Here is a 15,249-nt window from a genome sequence, read left to right on the forward strand (position 1 = left end):
GACCTTACCGAAGACATCTACCGCCTGAAGCCCGGCAACAGCCCCGATGCCAGCACCACCCCACCGAGGGAGTGGCCAATCCAGTGCGCCGGCTGCCCGCACTGCTCGTGGATGAAGGAGGCCAGCGCCGGCAGGTCGTAGCGCGCGTAGTCGGCGACCCGGTTGTCCCGGTAACCATCGTTGCGAATCGACAGGCCATGGCCGCGCATTTCCGGCAGCCAGACATCGAACCCCGCCCGCGCCAGGTAAGGACCTAATCCGAGCGCACGCGGCGAGTACCAGAAGCGGCGGTTGGAAAAACTCCCGTGCAGGAGGATCACAGGCGGTCCGCGCCGCTCGCCGGCGGCCTGCTGTCCGAGCCGGGTTACGACTAGCTCGACGCTGGCATCGGGGCTGTTGCCGGGCTTCAGGCGGTAGATGTCTTCGGTAAGGTCGGCGCGCAATTCGGCGCTGACCAGGGCGACAGGAAAGAGGCGACTACTGCTTTGCATGCTTGTCTTGTACAGGAGGCACGAAAAAGGGCGGTGTTACCCGCCCTTTCCGGATACAGCGAGGACCGATCAGGCCTGGTCTTGCCCCTCGGCGAGGAAGAACCAGGTATCCAGCACCGAGTCGGGGTTCAACGAGACGCTCTCGATGCCCTGCTCCATCAGCCAGCGGGCCAGGTCCGGGTGGTCCGACGGACCCTGGCCGCAGATGCCGATGTACTTGCCGGCCTTGTTGCAGGCAGCGATGGCATTGGCCAGCAGCTTCTTCACCGCCGGATTGCGCTCGTCGAACAGGTGGGCAACGATGCCGGAATCGCGATCCAGGCCCAGGGTCAGCTGGGTCAGGTCGTTGGAACCGATGGAGAAGCCATCGAAGAACTCGAGGAACTCGTCGGCCAGCAGGGCGTTCGACGGCAGTTCGCACATCATGATGACCTTCAGTCCGTTCTCGCCGCGCTTCAGGCCGTTCCCGGCCAGCAGCTCGACCACCTGGCTCGCCTCGCCCAGGGTGCGCACGAAGGGCACCATGATCTCGACGTTGGTCAGGCCCATTTCGTTGCGGACCTTCTTCAGCGCACGACACTCCAGCTCGAAGCAGTCGCGGAACGACTCGCTGATGTAGCGCGAGGCGCCACGGAAGCCGAGCATCGGGTTCTCTTCTTCCGGCTCGTAGAGCTTGCCGCCGATCAGGTTGGCGTACTCATTGGACTTGAAGTCGGACAGGCGCACGATGACCTTCTTCGGCCAGAACGCCGCGGCCAGGGTGCTGATGCCCTCCACCAGCTTCTCGACGTAGAAGCCGACCGGATCGGGATAGCCGGCGATGCGCTTCTCCACGCTTTCCTTGATGTCCGCCGGCAGGCCGGCGAAGTTCAGCAACGCCTTGGGGTGCACGCCGATCATGCGGTTGATGATGAATTCGAGGCGGGCCAGGCCCACGCCTTCGTTCGGCAACTGGGCGAAATCGAAAGCGCGATCGGGATTGCCGACGTTCATCATGATCTTGAACGGAAGGTCGGGCATGGCGTCGACCGAGTTCTTGCGCACATCGAAACCGAGTTCGCCTTCGAAGATGAAGCCGGTATCGCCTTCGGCACAGGAAACGGTCACCCCCTGCCCATCCTGCAGGATCTGGGTGGCGTTGCCGCAACCGACCACCGCCGGGATGCCCAGTTCGCGAGCGATGATCGCCGCGTGGCAGGTACGCCCGCCGCGGTTGGTGACGATGGCGCTGGCGCGCTTCATCACCGGCTCCCAGTCCGGGTCGGTCATGTCGGAGACCAGGACGTCACCCGGTTGGACCTTGTCCATTTCCGACACGTCGTTGATCACCTTGACCGGACCGGCACCGATGCGCTGGCCGATGGCACGTCCTTCCACCAGGACGGTCCCCTTCTCTTTCAGCAGGTAGCGCTCCATGACCGTGGCGCTGGCGCGGCTCTTCACGGTTTCCGGGCGTGCCTGGACGATGTACAGCTTGCCGTCGTCACCGTCCTTGGCCCATTCGATGTCCATCGGGCGGCCATAGTGCTTCTCGATGATCATGGCCTGCTTGGCCAGCTCGGTGACCTCGGCGTCGCTCAGGGCGAAGCGGGCGCGATCGGCGCGATCGACGTCCACTACCTTGACCGAGCGACCGGCCTTGGCTTCGTCGCCGTAGATCATCTTGATCGCCTTGCTACCCAGGTTGCGGCGCAGGATGGCCGGACGCCCGGCTTCCAGGGTCGGCTTGTGGACGTAGAACTCGTCGGGGTTCACCGCGCCCTGAACCACGGTCTCGCCCAGGCCGTAGGCACCGGTGATGAAGACCACGTCGCGGAAGCCGGATTCGGTGTCCAGGGTGAACATCACCCCGGCGGTGCCGGTTTCCGAGCGGACCATGCGCTGCACGCCGGCGGACAAGGCGACCAGCTTGTGATCGAAGCCCTGGTGCACGCGGTAGGCGATGGCGCGGTCGTTGAACAGGGAGGCAAAGACCTCTTTTGCTGCGCGGATCACATTGTCCACGCCGCGGATATTGAGGAAGGTTTCCTGCTGGCCGGCGAACGAGGCGTCCGGAAGGTCTTCGGCGGTAGCGGAGGAACGCACTGCCACGGCGAGGTTGTCGTTGCCGTTGGCCAGGGCGGCGAAGGCCTGGCGGATCTCGCTGTCGAGACGGGCCGGGAACTCGGCTTCCATCACCCACTGGCGGATCTGCGCGCCGGTCTTGGCCAGGGCGTTGACGTCGTCGACGTCCAGGGCGTCCAGGGCCGCGTGGATACGGTCGTTGAGGCCACTCTGCTCGAGGAAGTCACGGTAGGCCTGGGCGGTGGTGGCAAATCCGCCGGGTACGGAAACGCCGGCACCGGCCAGGTTGCTGATCATCTCGCCGAGGGATGCGTTCTTGCCCCCCACATGCTCTACATCATGGACGCCGAGCTTATCGAGGGAAACTACGTACTCTACCAAGGTGATCTCTCCACTATTGAATTGGAAAAGCTCAAGCGGGGCCAGGAGCAGCTCCGCTGGATTCTGGCCTGGCCCTTAGAAATAAGTGACAATGCTGCGACAGAAAGGCCTCTGACAACGCGCGGCCTATCATAGCCAAGAATCGTTCCTACCTTAAGGCTTTCGGTGCAAATGAAACGAACCGCATTCTTCATCTCGGACGGCACCGGTATCACCGCCGAAACCCTGGGCCAAAGCCTTCTGGCACAGTTCGAGAACATCAGCTTCGTCAAACTGACGAGACCGTACATCGATACCGAAGAAAAAGCGCGCGCCATGGTACAGCAAATCAATAATGCTGCCGAGTCGGACGGGGCCCGTCCGATCATCTTCGATACCATCGTGAACCGCGACATCCGGGCGGTCCTGGCGCAATCCAACGGTTTCATGATCGATATCTTCGCCACCTTTCTTTCGCCTCTGGAACAGGAGCTTTCGGCCGACTCGTCCTATTCGGTCGGCAAGTCCCACTCCATCGGCCACAACTCCAACTACATGGATCGCATCGAGGCGGTGAACTTCGCCCTCGACAACGACGACGGCGCCCGCACCCACTACTACGACAAGGCCGACCTGATCCTGGTCGGCGTCTCGCGCTGCGGCAAGACGCCCACCTGCCTGTACATGGCCCTGCAGTATGGCATCCGCGCCGCCAACTACCCGTTGACGGAAGAGGACATGGAGCGCCTGCAACTGCCGAACGCCCTCAAGCAGTACAAGCACAAGCTGTTCGGCCTGACCATCGACCCCGACCGCCTCACCGCGATCCGCAACGAACGCAAGCCCAACAGTCGCTACGCCAGCTTCGCCCAGTGCGAATTCGAGGTACGCGAGGTCGAAAGCCTGTTCCGCCGCGAAAACATCGCCTACATCAACTCCACGCATTTCTCGGTGGAGGAGATTTCCGCAAAGATCCTCGTCGAAAAAGGCGTGGAACGGCGCTTCAAATAACCGCTCCGGGGCCAGCGGCTCGGCACCGCCAAGGTCCCTTGCCCGCTTCCGGTAACGCTTCGAGCCCCTGGATGGAATTTCGTTTCATCCCAGGGGCAAAACCCCGACCAAGTGGTATAAGCGGCTGTCGCTGCCGAAAAACCGCGTGATAGAATGCGGCCCGCATGCGCCTGGCGGGGCGCCCGGCATGCCCGGCCTGCCGAGCGCAGGTCGATGACGCAGGGTTTTCCGTCACGGACTGGACAGCGATCGCAAGATCGACCCGCCGAACGCGACACCAACCAGGACTTATGAAACTCAAGCCCTTAGCTCCCCTGCTCTGCCTATTCATCGCCGTACCAGGCCTGAGCGTAGCCGCCGAAAAGACGGTCTACGGCCTGAACGAATACGCGCGCATCAACGACCCGGACATCCAGCTGGCCGCCAAGCTCGACACCGGCGCCAAGACCGCCTCCCTCAGCGCCCGCGACATCAAGCGTTTCAAGCGCGACGGCGAAACCTGGGTGCGCTTCTACCTGGCCACCGACAACGCCGACGACACCCCGATCGAGAAGCCCCTGGCGCGGATCAGCAAGATCAAGCGCCGCCACGGCGACTTCAACCCCGACGAGGGCAAGGCCTATACCGCCCGTCCGGTGATCGAGCTGCAGGTCTGCATGGGCAAGGCGATTCGCACCATCGAAGTGAACCTGACCGACCGAAGTGCATTCCAATACCCGCTTTTGATCGGCTCGGAGGCCTTGAAGAAATTCGACGCACTGGTCGATCCGAGTTTGAAATACTCGGCCGGGAAACCCGGCTGCAAACCTGATGCAAAACCTGCTGAGTAAACGACATGCGCTCTCTCAACCTGCATCTGAAAGTCCTGATCGCCATCCTGCTGACCCTGGGTGTGGCGATCACCGCCTATCAGATTTTCGTCCAGGGTATTCCCGTTACCGAAGCCGAAACCGATGACCTCTGGAACATCGATGCCAAGGTCGACTTCGTCGCCACGCCGAAAACCCCGGTCAAGGTGCAGATGTTCGTTCCGCCGTTGAGCCAGGACTACGTCAGCCTCAACGAAAGCTTCGTCTCCAACAATTACGGCGTCAGCATCAATCGCGCCGACGGCAATCGCAAGGTGACCTGGTCCGCCCGCCGCGCCAACGGCAAGCAGACCCTGTACTACCGCCTGGTGCTGACCAAGCGCTACACCGGCGAGAAGACCAAGGAGAAAGGCCCGATCTTCCGCGACAGCCTGCCCCTGGAAGGCCCGGAGAAGATCGCCGCAGAAGCCCTGCTGGCCCCCATTCGCCAGCACTCGGCCGACGTCGAGACCTTCGTCAGCGAAGCCATCAAGCGCGCCAACAACGGCAACGACGACAACGTCAAGCTGCTGATGGCCGGCGACACCAGCCTGGAAAAGAAAGCGCATATCGTCGAGACCCTGCTGTCCATCGCCCACGTGCCGATGGAGCGGGTCCACACCATCCGTCTGGTCGCCGACCTGCAACAGAGCCCGGAACTGTGGCTGCGCAGCTTCAACGGCGAGAACTGGCTGTATTTCAACGTGGTCACCGGCGAACAGGGCCTGCCCTCCGATCGCCTGATCTGGTGGCTTGGCGATGAGCCGCTGATGACCATCGACGGCGGCAAGAAGGCCCAGGTCAGCTTCAGCCTGAACAGCAGCGAGATGAACGCCATCCGCCTGGCCAAGCTGTCCGACGAGAACACCGAGGCGGCCTTCCTCGAGTACTCCCTGTACGGCCTGCCGCTGTCCACCCAGCAGACCTTCCAGATCATGATCATGATCCCGATCGGCGTGCTGGTGATCCTGATCCTGCGCAACCTGATCGGCCTGCAGACCCTCGGCACCTTCACCCCGGTGCTGATCGCCCTGGCCTTCCGCGAGACCGGCCTGCAATGGGGTATCGCCCTGTTCACCGTGATCACCGCCCTGGGCCTGTCGCTGCGCTCCTATCTCGAGCACCTGAAGCTGCAGATGCTGCCGCGCCTCTCGGTGGTGCTGACCTTCGTGGTGGTGATGATCGCGGTGATCAGCCTGTTCAGCCACAAGCTCGGCTTCGAGAGCGGCCTGTCGATCGCCCTGTTCCCGATGGTGATCCTGACCATGACCATCGAACGCCTGTCGATCACCTGGGAAGAGCGCGGCGGCGGCCATGCGATGAAGGTGGCCATCGGCACCCTTTTCGCGGCATCGCTGGCGCACATCCTCATGCGCATCCCGGAACTGGTGTACTTCATCTTCACCTTCCCGGCCGTGCTGCTGATCCTGGTCGCCTTCATGCTCGCCATGGGCCGCTACCGCGGCTACCGCCTGACCGAGCTGTTCCGCTTCAAGGCCCTGCTCAAGGACTGAACCATGTCGATCTGGAAGACCTGGAAAGACCTGACCGCGAAAGGCGTGATGGGCATCAACCGACGCAATGCCGATTACGTCCTGAAGTACAACAAGCGGCACCTGTATCCGGTGGTGGACGACAAGATCATCACCAAGGAACGCGCGCTCGAGGCCGGCATCCACGTGCCGGAGATGTACGGCATCATCGAGACCGAGAAAGGCATCGACAAGCTCAACGAGATCATCGGCGAGCACAACGATTTCGTCATCAAGCCGGCGCAGGGCGCCGGCGGCGACGGCATCATGGTGATCGCCGACCGCTTCGAGGGCCGCTACAAGACCGTATCGGGGAAGATCGTCAGCCACGAGGAGATCGAGCACCACATCTCGAGCATCCTCTCCGGCCTCTACTCCCTCGGCGGCCATCGCGACCGCGTACTGATCGAGTACCGGGTGACCCCCGACCAGATCTTCAAGAGCATCAGCTACGAAGGTGTGCCGGACATCCGCATCATCGTACTGATGGGCTACCCGGTGATGGCCATGCTGCGCCTGCCGACCCGGCAGTCGGGCGGCAAGGCCAACCTGCACCAGGGCGCCATCGGCGTGGGCGTCGACCTGGCCACCGGCGTCACCCTGCGCGGCACCTGGCTGAACAACAAGATCGCCAAGCACCCGGACACCACCAACGCGGTGGACGGTGTGCAACTGCCGAACTGGGACGGTTTCATGAAGCTGGCGGCCGGTTGCTACGAGTTGTCGGGCCTCGGCTACATCGGCGTGGACATGGTTCTCGACCAGGAGAAAGGCCCGCTGATCCTCGAACTCAACGCCCGCCCGGGCCTGAACATCCAGATCGCCAACGACAGCGGCCTGGTGCACCGCTGCCACGCCGTCGAGGCGCGACTGGAAGAACTCAAGGCGAAAGGCATCGAAGAGTCCGCGGAAGAGCGCGTACGCTTCTCCCAGCAGCTGTTCGGCCACGTCCAGCAGCTCCAGGGCTGACGTGCTTCCGGTATGAAGAAGCCCGGCTCCGGCCGGGCTTTTTCATGTCTCGGATTTCAACGCACCACGGCCAGCTCGAAGCCGCCCTGCCGGGCGTGCTCATGCACCTGCATGCCCGCCTCGTTCACCGCCAGGTCCTGCAGCGGACGCTTGAACGGCTTGTTGTCGAGGGTTTGCAGCGAGCGGTCCTCGTCGGTGGTCAGCAGCAGCACGTAGCGCTCGCCGCGATTGGCTCGCACCGGCACCGTACCCTCGATGAAAGCGTAGCGATACCAGGTTTCCGGGTTCAGCTTGTACACCGCGTCGCTGACCAGCCGGGTCGGCCGCTTGTGCTCGTCGAGGAACAGCAGCGACGGGTAGACCACCTGGCGGTTGGCGAAACTGCGGATGCGCAGGCCGTAGACACCCTGGGAGCGCGGCAGCCGGATCGCCGCGTAGAAGCTCCTGCCCATGGGAAAGTCGAAGCTCGGCGAGAAGCGGTTCAACTCCTCGTAGCGCGGTTCGTCGGCATCCAGTTCGGTGAAGTCGCTCTCGGCGATCTGCTCGCAGCAGCGCCGTTGCAGGTCCTGGTAGAGATCGTCGATGGTCATCTCGGTGCCCTTGAGCAAAGCCTTCAGCGCATCGCTCTGCTGGCCGGCGCCATCCAGCCCGGGCAACGCCGTCGGACGTTGCTTGAACTCGATCTGCCGGCCCTCGGTGAAGGCGATCTGCGACGAAGGCGCGGCCTCCCGCTTGAAGCGCGCCGCGCGCTCCTCGGGCGGGATCTGCGAGTTGTGCATGCGGCCCTTCTCGTCCACCCAGGTGTAGTAGGGACTGCCGTTCTCGCTGCGAACGAAACCCTTGCCCTCGAAGGCCTCGGCATCGATGTATTCGGCGGAGTGCTCGCCGTTGGGCAGGACGTAGTCGGCGCGCTGGCCGGCGACCTGGGCGCCGGCATAGAAGCTGTTCTGCACGTTGCCGTTGGCATCGATCCAGGTGTAGTAGCGACGCTTGCTCTCCCCTCCGCTGCTGTTCCCCGGCCACTGCGTGGCGTTGTCCGCCTTGTTCAGCACCCGCGCCTGGTCGCTCTGGCCGATGCGCTGCCGTGCCTGGCGCTGCTGGCGGTCGAACTGGCCGTCGACGAAGGTGTTGTGCACCCCGCCATTGTCGTCCACCCAGGTCAGGTAGCGCCCGCCGGAGGCCCAGCCCGGCGAAGATGCCGGCAGCGCCAGGGAGAAGACGCAAAGTACGATGGATGCGCGCATCATGCTCCAGCCCTCAGAAGGTCGTACGGTAGGTCATGGCGAAAATATAGGCCTTCACCGTGGTGTCCACGTCCAGTCCCGCGTAGGGGTTGTACACCAGGTTGTCGAGCCCGGTGCAGTTCAGGTTGCAGCTGGTATCGGCCTTGACGCTCTGCTTGGTGACGAAGTAGTTGAAACCGACATCGATCACCGTGTCCTTGTCCCACTGGTAGCCCAGCCCCAGGCCGTAGAGATTGGCATCGCCGATCGGCACCAGGATGTCCGCCTGGCCCTTGGGGATCGCCGAAGGCCGGTATTCGTAGCCGGCGCGTAGCTGCAAACGGTCGTTGACGTCGTACTGCACGCCCATGGCCCAGCTCCAGGTATCGCGGTAGCCGCGGTCGAGGGTGATGCTGTGGCTGGTGGCGTCCTTCGAGTCGAGGTACTTGGCGATGCGCAGCAGGTCAAGCTCGCGGTCGAACTCGATCTTGAACTCGTTCCAGTCGCTGTAGCCGTTCCATTTCAGGTCGAAGTTGAATTGCCACTTCTTGAACGGGCGCAGCTTCACGCCGGTGGAGAAGGCATCCGGGTAGACCATGTTCATCGTGGCGTTGCCATGCTCTTCATCGACGTTCCCGTAGGGGAACATCTGGCCGAGGATCGCACCACCGAGCGACTTGTGCACCCCGGTCCAGAAACCCTGCCAGCCCTGGCCGTAGTCGACCCGGTACTTGCCCTTGAGCCTCATCCGCGACTCGCTCTGGTAGGTCGCGCCCCAGGCGAACCAGTCGGTGGGCTCCCAGAGCACGCCGAGGTTGAAGCTGGGCGACAGCGACTGCTGCATGTCCAGGTCGATATTGGCCAGGTTCTGGAACGGGCCGATGTTGCCGCCGCAGACGTTGAAGAACACCTCGAGGATCTCCTGCATTCCCGGCAGGCAACCGATCTCCTTGGTCTGCTGCAACAGCCCGAGCAACTGGTTCGGCGCCCGGAAATCCTCGTTCAACGCTACTGCCTGGTGGGAAAAACCCACCGACAGGCCGACCGACAGCTCGTCGTTGACCTGGTAGGCCAGGGTCGGCGAGAAGTAGGTGAGCCGCTGCAACGACACCTCGCGTCCCTGGTAGCGCGCCGGATCGCTATCGGAATCGCGGCTGTAGCCCAGCGCTTGCGGGGTGTAGACGTTGGTGGCGAAGGTGAACTTGGAACCCGGCGGGTTGATCGAGATCCCGGCCAGCGGCGCCACCAGCAACGGCACGTCGGTCATGCCGCCGAGGCCGGGCAGGTACATGGTCGGGGTCAGGGTCCGGCTGTGGCTGTTGGCGACCGGGTCGTCGCGCAGGCCGAAGGTGCCTTCGCCGTAGTTCGGCGGCGCCTTGAAGCCGGCGCGGATGTCCATCACCCCGGTGAGCAGCTTCACGGTCGCCTGGCGGCCCTTCATCCTGGTCAGCGCCGCCGGGTTGTAGTGCACCGAATCGATGCCGGTCTCGTCGGCGGTCACGGCGTTGCCGAGGGCCATGGCTTTCGGGTTGCCGATGGTCAGGTCGTTGGCCATCTGCGCGCCGGCCGGCGGAATCCAGGCCAGGCACACCCCTGCCAGCGCCAGCCAGAGCGGCGCAATGCGCATCTTCATAACAGGCCTCGCTCGCGGGTTACTGGGCCTTCAGCCCTTTGATATCGAGGGGTACGGATAACCCCAGCAGTACATCCGGCGAGTCTTCCGTGAGGCCGAAACCGGCGTTGACGTTGACGATGTAGTCCGGTGACGTCCGCAAGCCGAGCGAGAAGTTCATGATGCTACTGGTCTGTTCGGACGACTCGAACGTACCGGCAGTGGTGTGGTAGCGGTTCTTCAGCGTGTAGGCCATCTGGTACGAAGTCGCCAGCGAGACGTCGTAGGACAGCGCGTAGGCCATGCCCATGTTGAAGTTGATCGTGTTGCCGGGCGAGACCTTCTCCAGCTGGGAGTTGTCGGCCAGGGTCTGGTGCACGTCGTCCACCGGCAGGTTCCAGGTGTAGCCGAGCGAGCCGTAGAGGACCACCGGGTCGATCACATAGGACATGTTCGCGCCGAAGCCCAGGCTGTAGTAGCCGTTGCCGGTGGAGATGTCCTTGTCCAGGTTGGTCTTGTAGGGACTGTCGCCGGTCGGCAGGCCGATGGTGGTATACAGCGTGGTGACCGGCCGCCCGCGCACCGCCGCCCAGGGCTGCCAGCGCAAGGTCGCGGAAACGTCGCCGAGGCTGTAGGCGTGGGTATCCATCTCGGTGTCGTACTTGGCTACCAGCGGCAGGCGGAAACTGAAGGTGAGGTTGTCCCAGATCCCGTAGTCGAAGGTGAAGGAGTTGGTGAAGGTGTGCTGGGACTGGCTCTGCCGGCCGGCGAGGCCGTAGATCTGCGTGCCGCCGCTGGTCTTGGTCAGCGGCACCAGGGTCAGCCGCTGGTCGCGCACCAGCGCGTAGTCGAAACCGTAGGTCAGGGTCCGCTCGCCCTTCTTCAGCAAGGTGTAGCTCTTCTCGGCGGCCTGGAAGACTTCCTCCAGCGCCTTGGCGCTGTCGGCATCGTCATTCTTCTTGGCCAGCGCGTCACGGGCCTGGTCGACCGAGGCTTCCTCGGCAACGGACAAACCGCTGATAGACAGCATCAGCGCCGCCGCGCATGTGTACCCCCTGATTCTCATGGCGCTATCCCCAGAGATTGTTCTTGTTTTTGGGTATCTGCTACTTGGTGCGCAGGTGTATGACGTCGCCACCAGTGCCCAGCTCACGGACCTGGTTTTCAGTGATCTTGTTGATCTGCGGAAACTCGCGGAACGCCAGCAGGCTGACGGTGCGGTCGTCCACCAGGCGCATGTCGCGATCGTTCAGCGCCAGCGCGTTGCGGGGCTCCTGCCCACTCGGGAAGATCACGAACAGGACGTTCTGGTCCCAGATTTCCTCGAAGCGCGTCCGGGTGAAGCTGATGTTGCCCAAGGCCGGATCGGCGACGAAGACGTGATCGTTGTAGACATCGCGCACCACCACGAAATGCTTGAAGCCGGCATAGTGGATGGGGACCAGCGCCGGATGCTCGAGAGCGTCCAGGTCGCTGAACTCGGCGCGAAAACCACCGCTCTTGTAGCCCAGCGCAGCGGCGTAGCGCTTCATGTCGAGCAGCGAGAAACCGCGGCGCTGCACGATCTTATCGGCCTCGCCATAGCGCAGCAGCCCTTCCATGACCTGGCGTTCCTCGAGGTTGCGCCCGAGGTAGTAGTCCAGCAGCGTGGTAAGCGCCGCCGAGCCGCAGCTGTAGTCATAGGCCTGGCGGATGACGTTGCGGAACTGCAACTGGCTCATCGGCTCCAGTTGCACCGATTCGCGGTAGGGTCCATTGGGGGTCAGAGGCTGGCTGAGGTTGACCGTGCCCTGCGGTTGCGGCTTGGTATCGACCGTCTGGGTGAACCCGAACAGTCCGATCAGACTTCCCAGCAAAATCTCGAACATCGCCCCGTCGTACCTCTTTCGGAGAAAGACCCCGCCGATGCCTCGGCGAGGTCTTCGCGTCTCGACTCGGTTCCTGGATCAGTGACCCCAGACCTTGATGGTGGAACCGGCCATGTTCAGCCCGGAGACGGTCAGCGAGCCGATGCTGGCGGCGCTGGTGTCGCCCACCTTGATGGCGCCAACGGTCACGTCGCCGGTGATGGCCGGCAGGCCGATGGCCAATTGCTGGGTCGACTTGCCGCCGATATCGGTGGTGACGACGTCGATGGTCAGCGGCTTGGTATCGTCGATGGTCAGCGCCGGCAGGCTGATGTTCTCCAGCCGCAGGGAGCCGCCGTTGGTGTCGGTATCGGTGTAGGTCACGGCCCCGACGGAGCCCTGGAAAGTACCGGAAATGCTGATGCCTGCCTGGCCGGTCACGTCGGACAGCGCGCCATCGTCCATGGCTTTCAGGTCGGCATGCGCCAGCAAGGGAGCAGCCAGAACAGCAGTTGCAAGGAACAGGTGCTTTTTCATTGTTATTTCTCCAGTGTTCAGGTGTGGTTTGCCCCAGGGCACTGCCGTTTGCATCCTGTCCCCGGCAGATCGACCGGCATCTCGCCGGTCTCCAGGTCCGGTACTGCTTCCCTAGGTGTCCCGGACATGGATTCGGTAGAGCCTCATGCTCTCTCGTCCTGGATTCCAAGCTACTGGGCCACCCCTTCCGCCGCCAGCCCATCCAAGGGATGGAGCGATGGCGGCTGCCGCTCACGCCTCGCTCAGCAGTCCCAGGCTTTTACCCTTTAGTACGGCTTGCGTTCTGCTCTTCACACCCAGCTTGGCGAACAGGTTGTGCAGGTGCCACTTGATGGTGGCTTCCGACAGGTGCACCGCCTGCGCGATATCGCGGTTCGACAAGCCCGCCGCCACCAGCCGCAGGATTTCCCGTTCGCGATGGCTAACATCCTGATTTTCATCGAAACTTTCCGGGTCCACGGAGAGCTTCCGGCACTGCTCGCGGAGCAGGTCGGCCAGCCCCTGCCAGGCCGCGGCACGCTTGGGCTCCGCTTCCCTCCAGCTTTCCCACATCGGCAACAGCCACAACGCGTCGTCCTGGAACAGCCGGCGATAGCCGAGATTCCAGGCTTCCTCGAGCGTGGCGAGGAACAGGCCGATGGCTTTTTCGCTGTTACCTTTCTGCCAATACGCCACAGAAAGTAACAAGGACAAACGCAGCCGCCGATCCCTCTGGTAAGCGGAAGAGTAGCCGGCCAGACAGCTTTCCAGCTTGCTCTGCGCGCGTTCCGCGTGACGCTCGGACAATGCCAGCCGAGCCTCCGCCAGGACCAGGGCGGTCTGTGCGTCGGCGTGCCGCTCGCCGGAGAGCCCGGCAAGATGCCGCTCCAGTTGCAGGCAGACCCTTTCGGCCTCGTTCGGACGGCGCAGCCACAGCAGGAACTGCACCTTGCAGCTCATGGCGTGAGCATAGACACGCTCGTAGCCGGGCGAGAGCAGACCGCTCAGCCATTCGTCGAGTTGCGCCAGCCCCTGCTCGGCGGCGCCGGAGAAGAAGCGCGCCTTGGCCATGACCAACTGGCCGCGACTGAGCAGTTCCACCGGCGTCGCGACATCCCGCCAGACCGTCGCCAGCGGTAGTTCGGCGAGCACACCGGCATGCCGGTCCTGCTCGTAGAGCAGGTCGGCATAGGCCAGCGACAAGGGCCCGCCGACCCGGCTGCGCCGGCCGAATACCTGCTCGACCCGGTTGCGCGCCGACTCGGCGATCGCCCTGCCCCGCTCCAGGTCGCCACTCTCCTTGCAGATCAGGGATTCGATCAGGCTGGTCACCACCTGCAGGTACTCGCTGTCGGCGACTTTCAGGTCCTCCCGCGCAGAACCGATGGCGCCGGCGGCCTCGGCGTAGTCGCCGAGCAGCGCATGCGCCGAAGCCTGCACGCAGAGCAGGCTGGCGCGGAACACCGGCTGGTTGCTCGGAACCATGGACAGCCAGTGACGGGCGACCTTCAGGCAGGCTTCGAGCTTGTCCTGGTAGAGCAACACCAGGGCCTTGAGCACCTGGGCGGCGGCGAGCAACTCGCCGAGCCCGAAGTGCATGACCTTGCCGCGCCCCTGCAAGAGGCGGTGGCTGACCTCCTCGATCAACGCCTCGGCCTCGGCGAAGCGTTGCTCGAACGCCAGTTGCCAGGCGTAGAAGATCTGGAACACCGGATGCTCGCGGATCACCTCGGCGGGAATGCCGTTGAGCATGCCGAGGATGCCGTACACCCGGTTACCGGCGATCAGGCGCGCGCCCTGGCGCTCCAGCAACTCGGCGGCGAACAGGTAGTCGCGGGCGCGAAGGGCGTACTTGATCGCCCGGTCGGCCAGGTCGCGCCCCTCGCACCAGCGCGCCGCCGCATGCAGCAGCGGGGTCGGATCGGCATGCCGGGACAGCCGCCCCTGGAGGAACTCGGCGAACAGATGGTGGTAGCGGAACCATTCGCGCTGGTCGTCCAGGGCGATGACGAACAACTGCTCGTTCTGCAGGCGCATGAGCATGTCCAGACCGTCGCGACGTCCGGTCAGCGCATTGCACAGTTCCGCATTGAACTCGTCGAGCACCGAGGTCTGGTCGAGGAACAGCTGCAGGTCGGCGGGCAGGCTGGCCAGCACGTCTTCCGCCAGGTAGTCGGCGATGTTCCGTTCGGTCCCGGAGAGCCCGCGGAGGAAACCTTCCCGGTCGGTATTGCGACTGAGGGCCAGGGCCGCCAGGTGCAACGCCGTGATCCAGCCTTCGGTGCGCTTGAACAGCAGCTTCAGCTCGCGCTCGCCCAGCTCCAGCCCCTTGAGGTCGAGGAGAAACGCATCGCTCTCCTCGCGCGATAGCCGCAGGTCTTCCGCGCTCAGGCAGAAGGTCCAGGGCTTGAGGGTCGGCTCGTCGACCAGGAAGCGCGGGCGGAAGCGGGTCGAGGCCACCACCCGCACGTGATCGGGCAGGTTCTCGATCAGGTAGCGAACCCCATGCGGCAAGGCGGCGTGGCGGATGCGGTGGAAATCGTCGAGGAACAGGTACAAGGGGCCTTCCAGGCGACGCAGGTCGGCGAGGAAGGCATCCAGGATACCCTCCAGCGGCACCGCGACGTCGGTGCCGAGCAGATTGGCGGCTGTCCCTTATCCACATCTAAAAGAACCAATGGGTGCAAAACGATGAAATTACGCATTTCTTTCACCAGCATCTCCCATCCCCACAACATTCAGATAATCCCGTATGACCCATCTGCGTACATAGACA

At 63.5% G+C, this 15,249-nt stretch carries 10 protein-coding genes and 2 pseudogenes; 4 read left to right on the plus strand and 8 right to left on the minus strand.

Annotated features, from left to right (window positions below; all coding sequences use genetic code 11):
• Positions 1-26: 26 nt before the first annotated feature.
• A pseudogene (locus FFS27_RS15140) lies at positions 27-491 on the minus strand (alpha/beta hydrolase); the annotation flags it as partial.
• Positions 492-560: 69 nt separating this feature from the next.
• Positions 561-2,936: a phosphoenolpyruvate synthase gene (gene ppsA / locus FFS27_RS15145; protein ID WP_003098065.1), complete on the minus strand. Its 2,376-nt coding sequence runs from the start codon at positions 2,934-2,936 to the stop codon at positions 561-563.
• Between the two features lie 171 nt (positions 2,937-3,107).
• On the opposite strand from ppsA, the gene ppsR reads away from it, so the two are divergent.
• The 4 genes from ppsR (at position 3,108) to FFS27_RS15170 (ending at position 7,275) form a co-directional block, all read left to right on the plus strand.
• Positions 3,108-3,926: a posphoenolpyruvate synthetase regulatory kinase/phosphorylase PpsR gene (gene ppsR, locus FFS27_RS15155; protein ID WP_003087813.1), complete on the plus strand. Its 819-nt coding sequence runs from the start codon at positions 3,108-3,110 to the stop codon at positions 3,924-3,926.
• 290 nt (positions 3,927-4,216) lie between these two features.
• Positions 4,217-4,756: a retropepsin-like aspartic peptidase RloA gene (rloA, locus tag FFS27_RS15160; RefSeq protein WP_003087811.1), complete on the plus strand. Its 540-nt coding sequence runs from the start codon at positions 4,217-4,219 to the stop codon at positions 4,754-4,756.
• Between the two features lie 5 nt (positions 4,757-4,761).
• Positions 4,762-6,288, plus strand: a complete 1,527-nt coding sequence (gene rloB, locus FFS27_RS15165) for an osmotic stress tolerance membrane protein RloB (RefSeq protein ID WP_003087809.1) — start codon at positions 4,762-4,764, stop codon at positions 6,286-6,288.
• A 3-nt stretch (positions 6,289-6,291) separates the two neighbouring features.
• Positions 6,292-7,275 carry an alpha-L-glutamate ligase-like protein gene (locus FFS27_RS15170; RefSeq protein WP_019484627.1) on the plus strand — a complete coding sequence of 328 codons (984 nt, stop codon included), beginning with the start codon at positions 6,292-6,294 and terminating at the stop codon, positions 7,273-7,275.
• 56 nt (positions 7,276-7,331) lie between these two features.
• On the opposite strand, the gene FFS27_RS15175 is transcribed toward FFS27_RS15170, so the two are convergent.
• The 6 genes and pseudogenes from FFS27_RS15175 to FFS27_RS15205 all read right to left on the minus strand — a co-directional run.
• On the minus strand, positions 7,332-8,519 hold the full coding sequence (locus FFS27_RS15175) for a MalM family protein (RefSeq protein ID WP_003087803.1): 1,188 nt from the start codon (positions 8,517-8,519) through the stop codon (positions 7,332-7,334).
• A 13-nt stretch (positions 8,520-8,532) separates the two neighbouring features.
• Complete coding sequence (locus tag FFS27_RS15180) at positions 8,533-10,131, minus strand: outer membrane protein transport protein (protein ID WP_003098070.1); 1,599 nt, start codon at positions 10,129-10,131, stop codon at positions 8,533-8,535.
• Positions 10,132-10,150: 19 nt separating this feature from the next.
• Positions 10,151-11,176 carry a transporter gene (locus tag FFS27_RS15185; protein ID WP_003120313.1) on the minus strand — a complete coding sequence of 342 codons (1,026 nt, stop codon included), beginning with the start codon at positions 11,174-11,176 and terminating at the stop codon, positions 10,151-10,153.
• 40 nt (positions 11,177-11,216) lie between these two features.
• Complete coding sequence (locus FFS27_RS15190; protein ID WP_003098072.1) at positions 11,217-11,978, minus strand: C39 family peptidase; 762 nt, start codon at positions 11,976-11,978, stop codon at positions 11,217-11,219.
• 78 nt (positions 11,979-12,056) lie between these two features.
• The gene (locus tag FFS27_RS15195; protein ID WP_003098074.1) at positions 12,057-12,494 is read right to left on the minus strand and encodes a DUF6160 family protein; all 438 of its coding nucleotides are present in this window, start codon (positions 12,492-12,494) and stop codon (positions 12,057-12,059) included.
• A gap of 231 nt (positions 12,495-12,725) precedes the next feature.
• Positions 12,726-15,128 (minus strand): annotated as a pseudogene (locus tag FFS27_RS15205) (LuxR C-terminal-related transcriptional regulator); the annotation flags it as partial.
• Between the last annotated feature and the right edge of the window lie 121 nt (positions 15,129-15,249).

Origin of the sequence: Pseudomonas sp. 2VD (assembly GCF_005503585.1) — a bacterium.
GTDB lineage: Bacteria > Pseudomonadota > Gammaproteobacteria > Pseudomonadales > Pseudomonadaceae > Pseudomonas > Pseudomonas aeruginosa.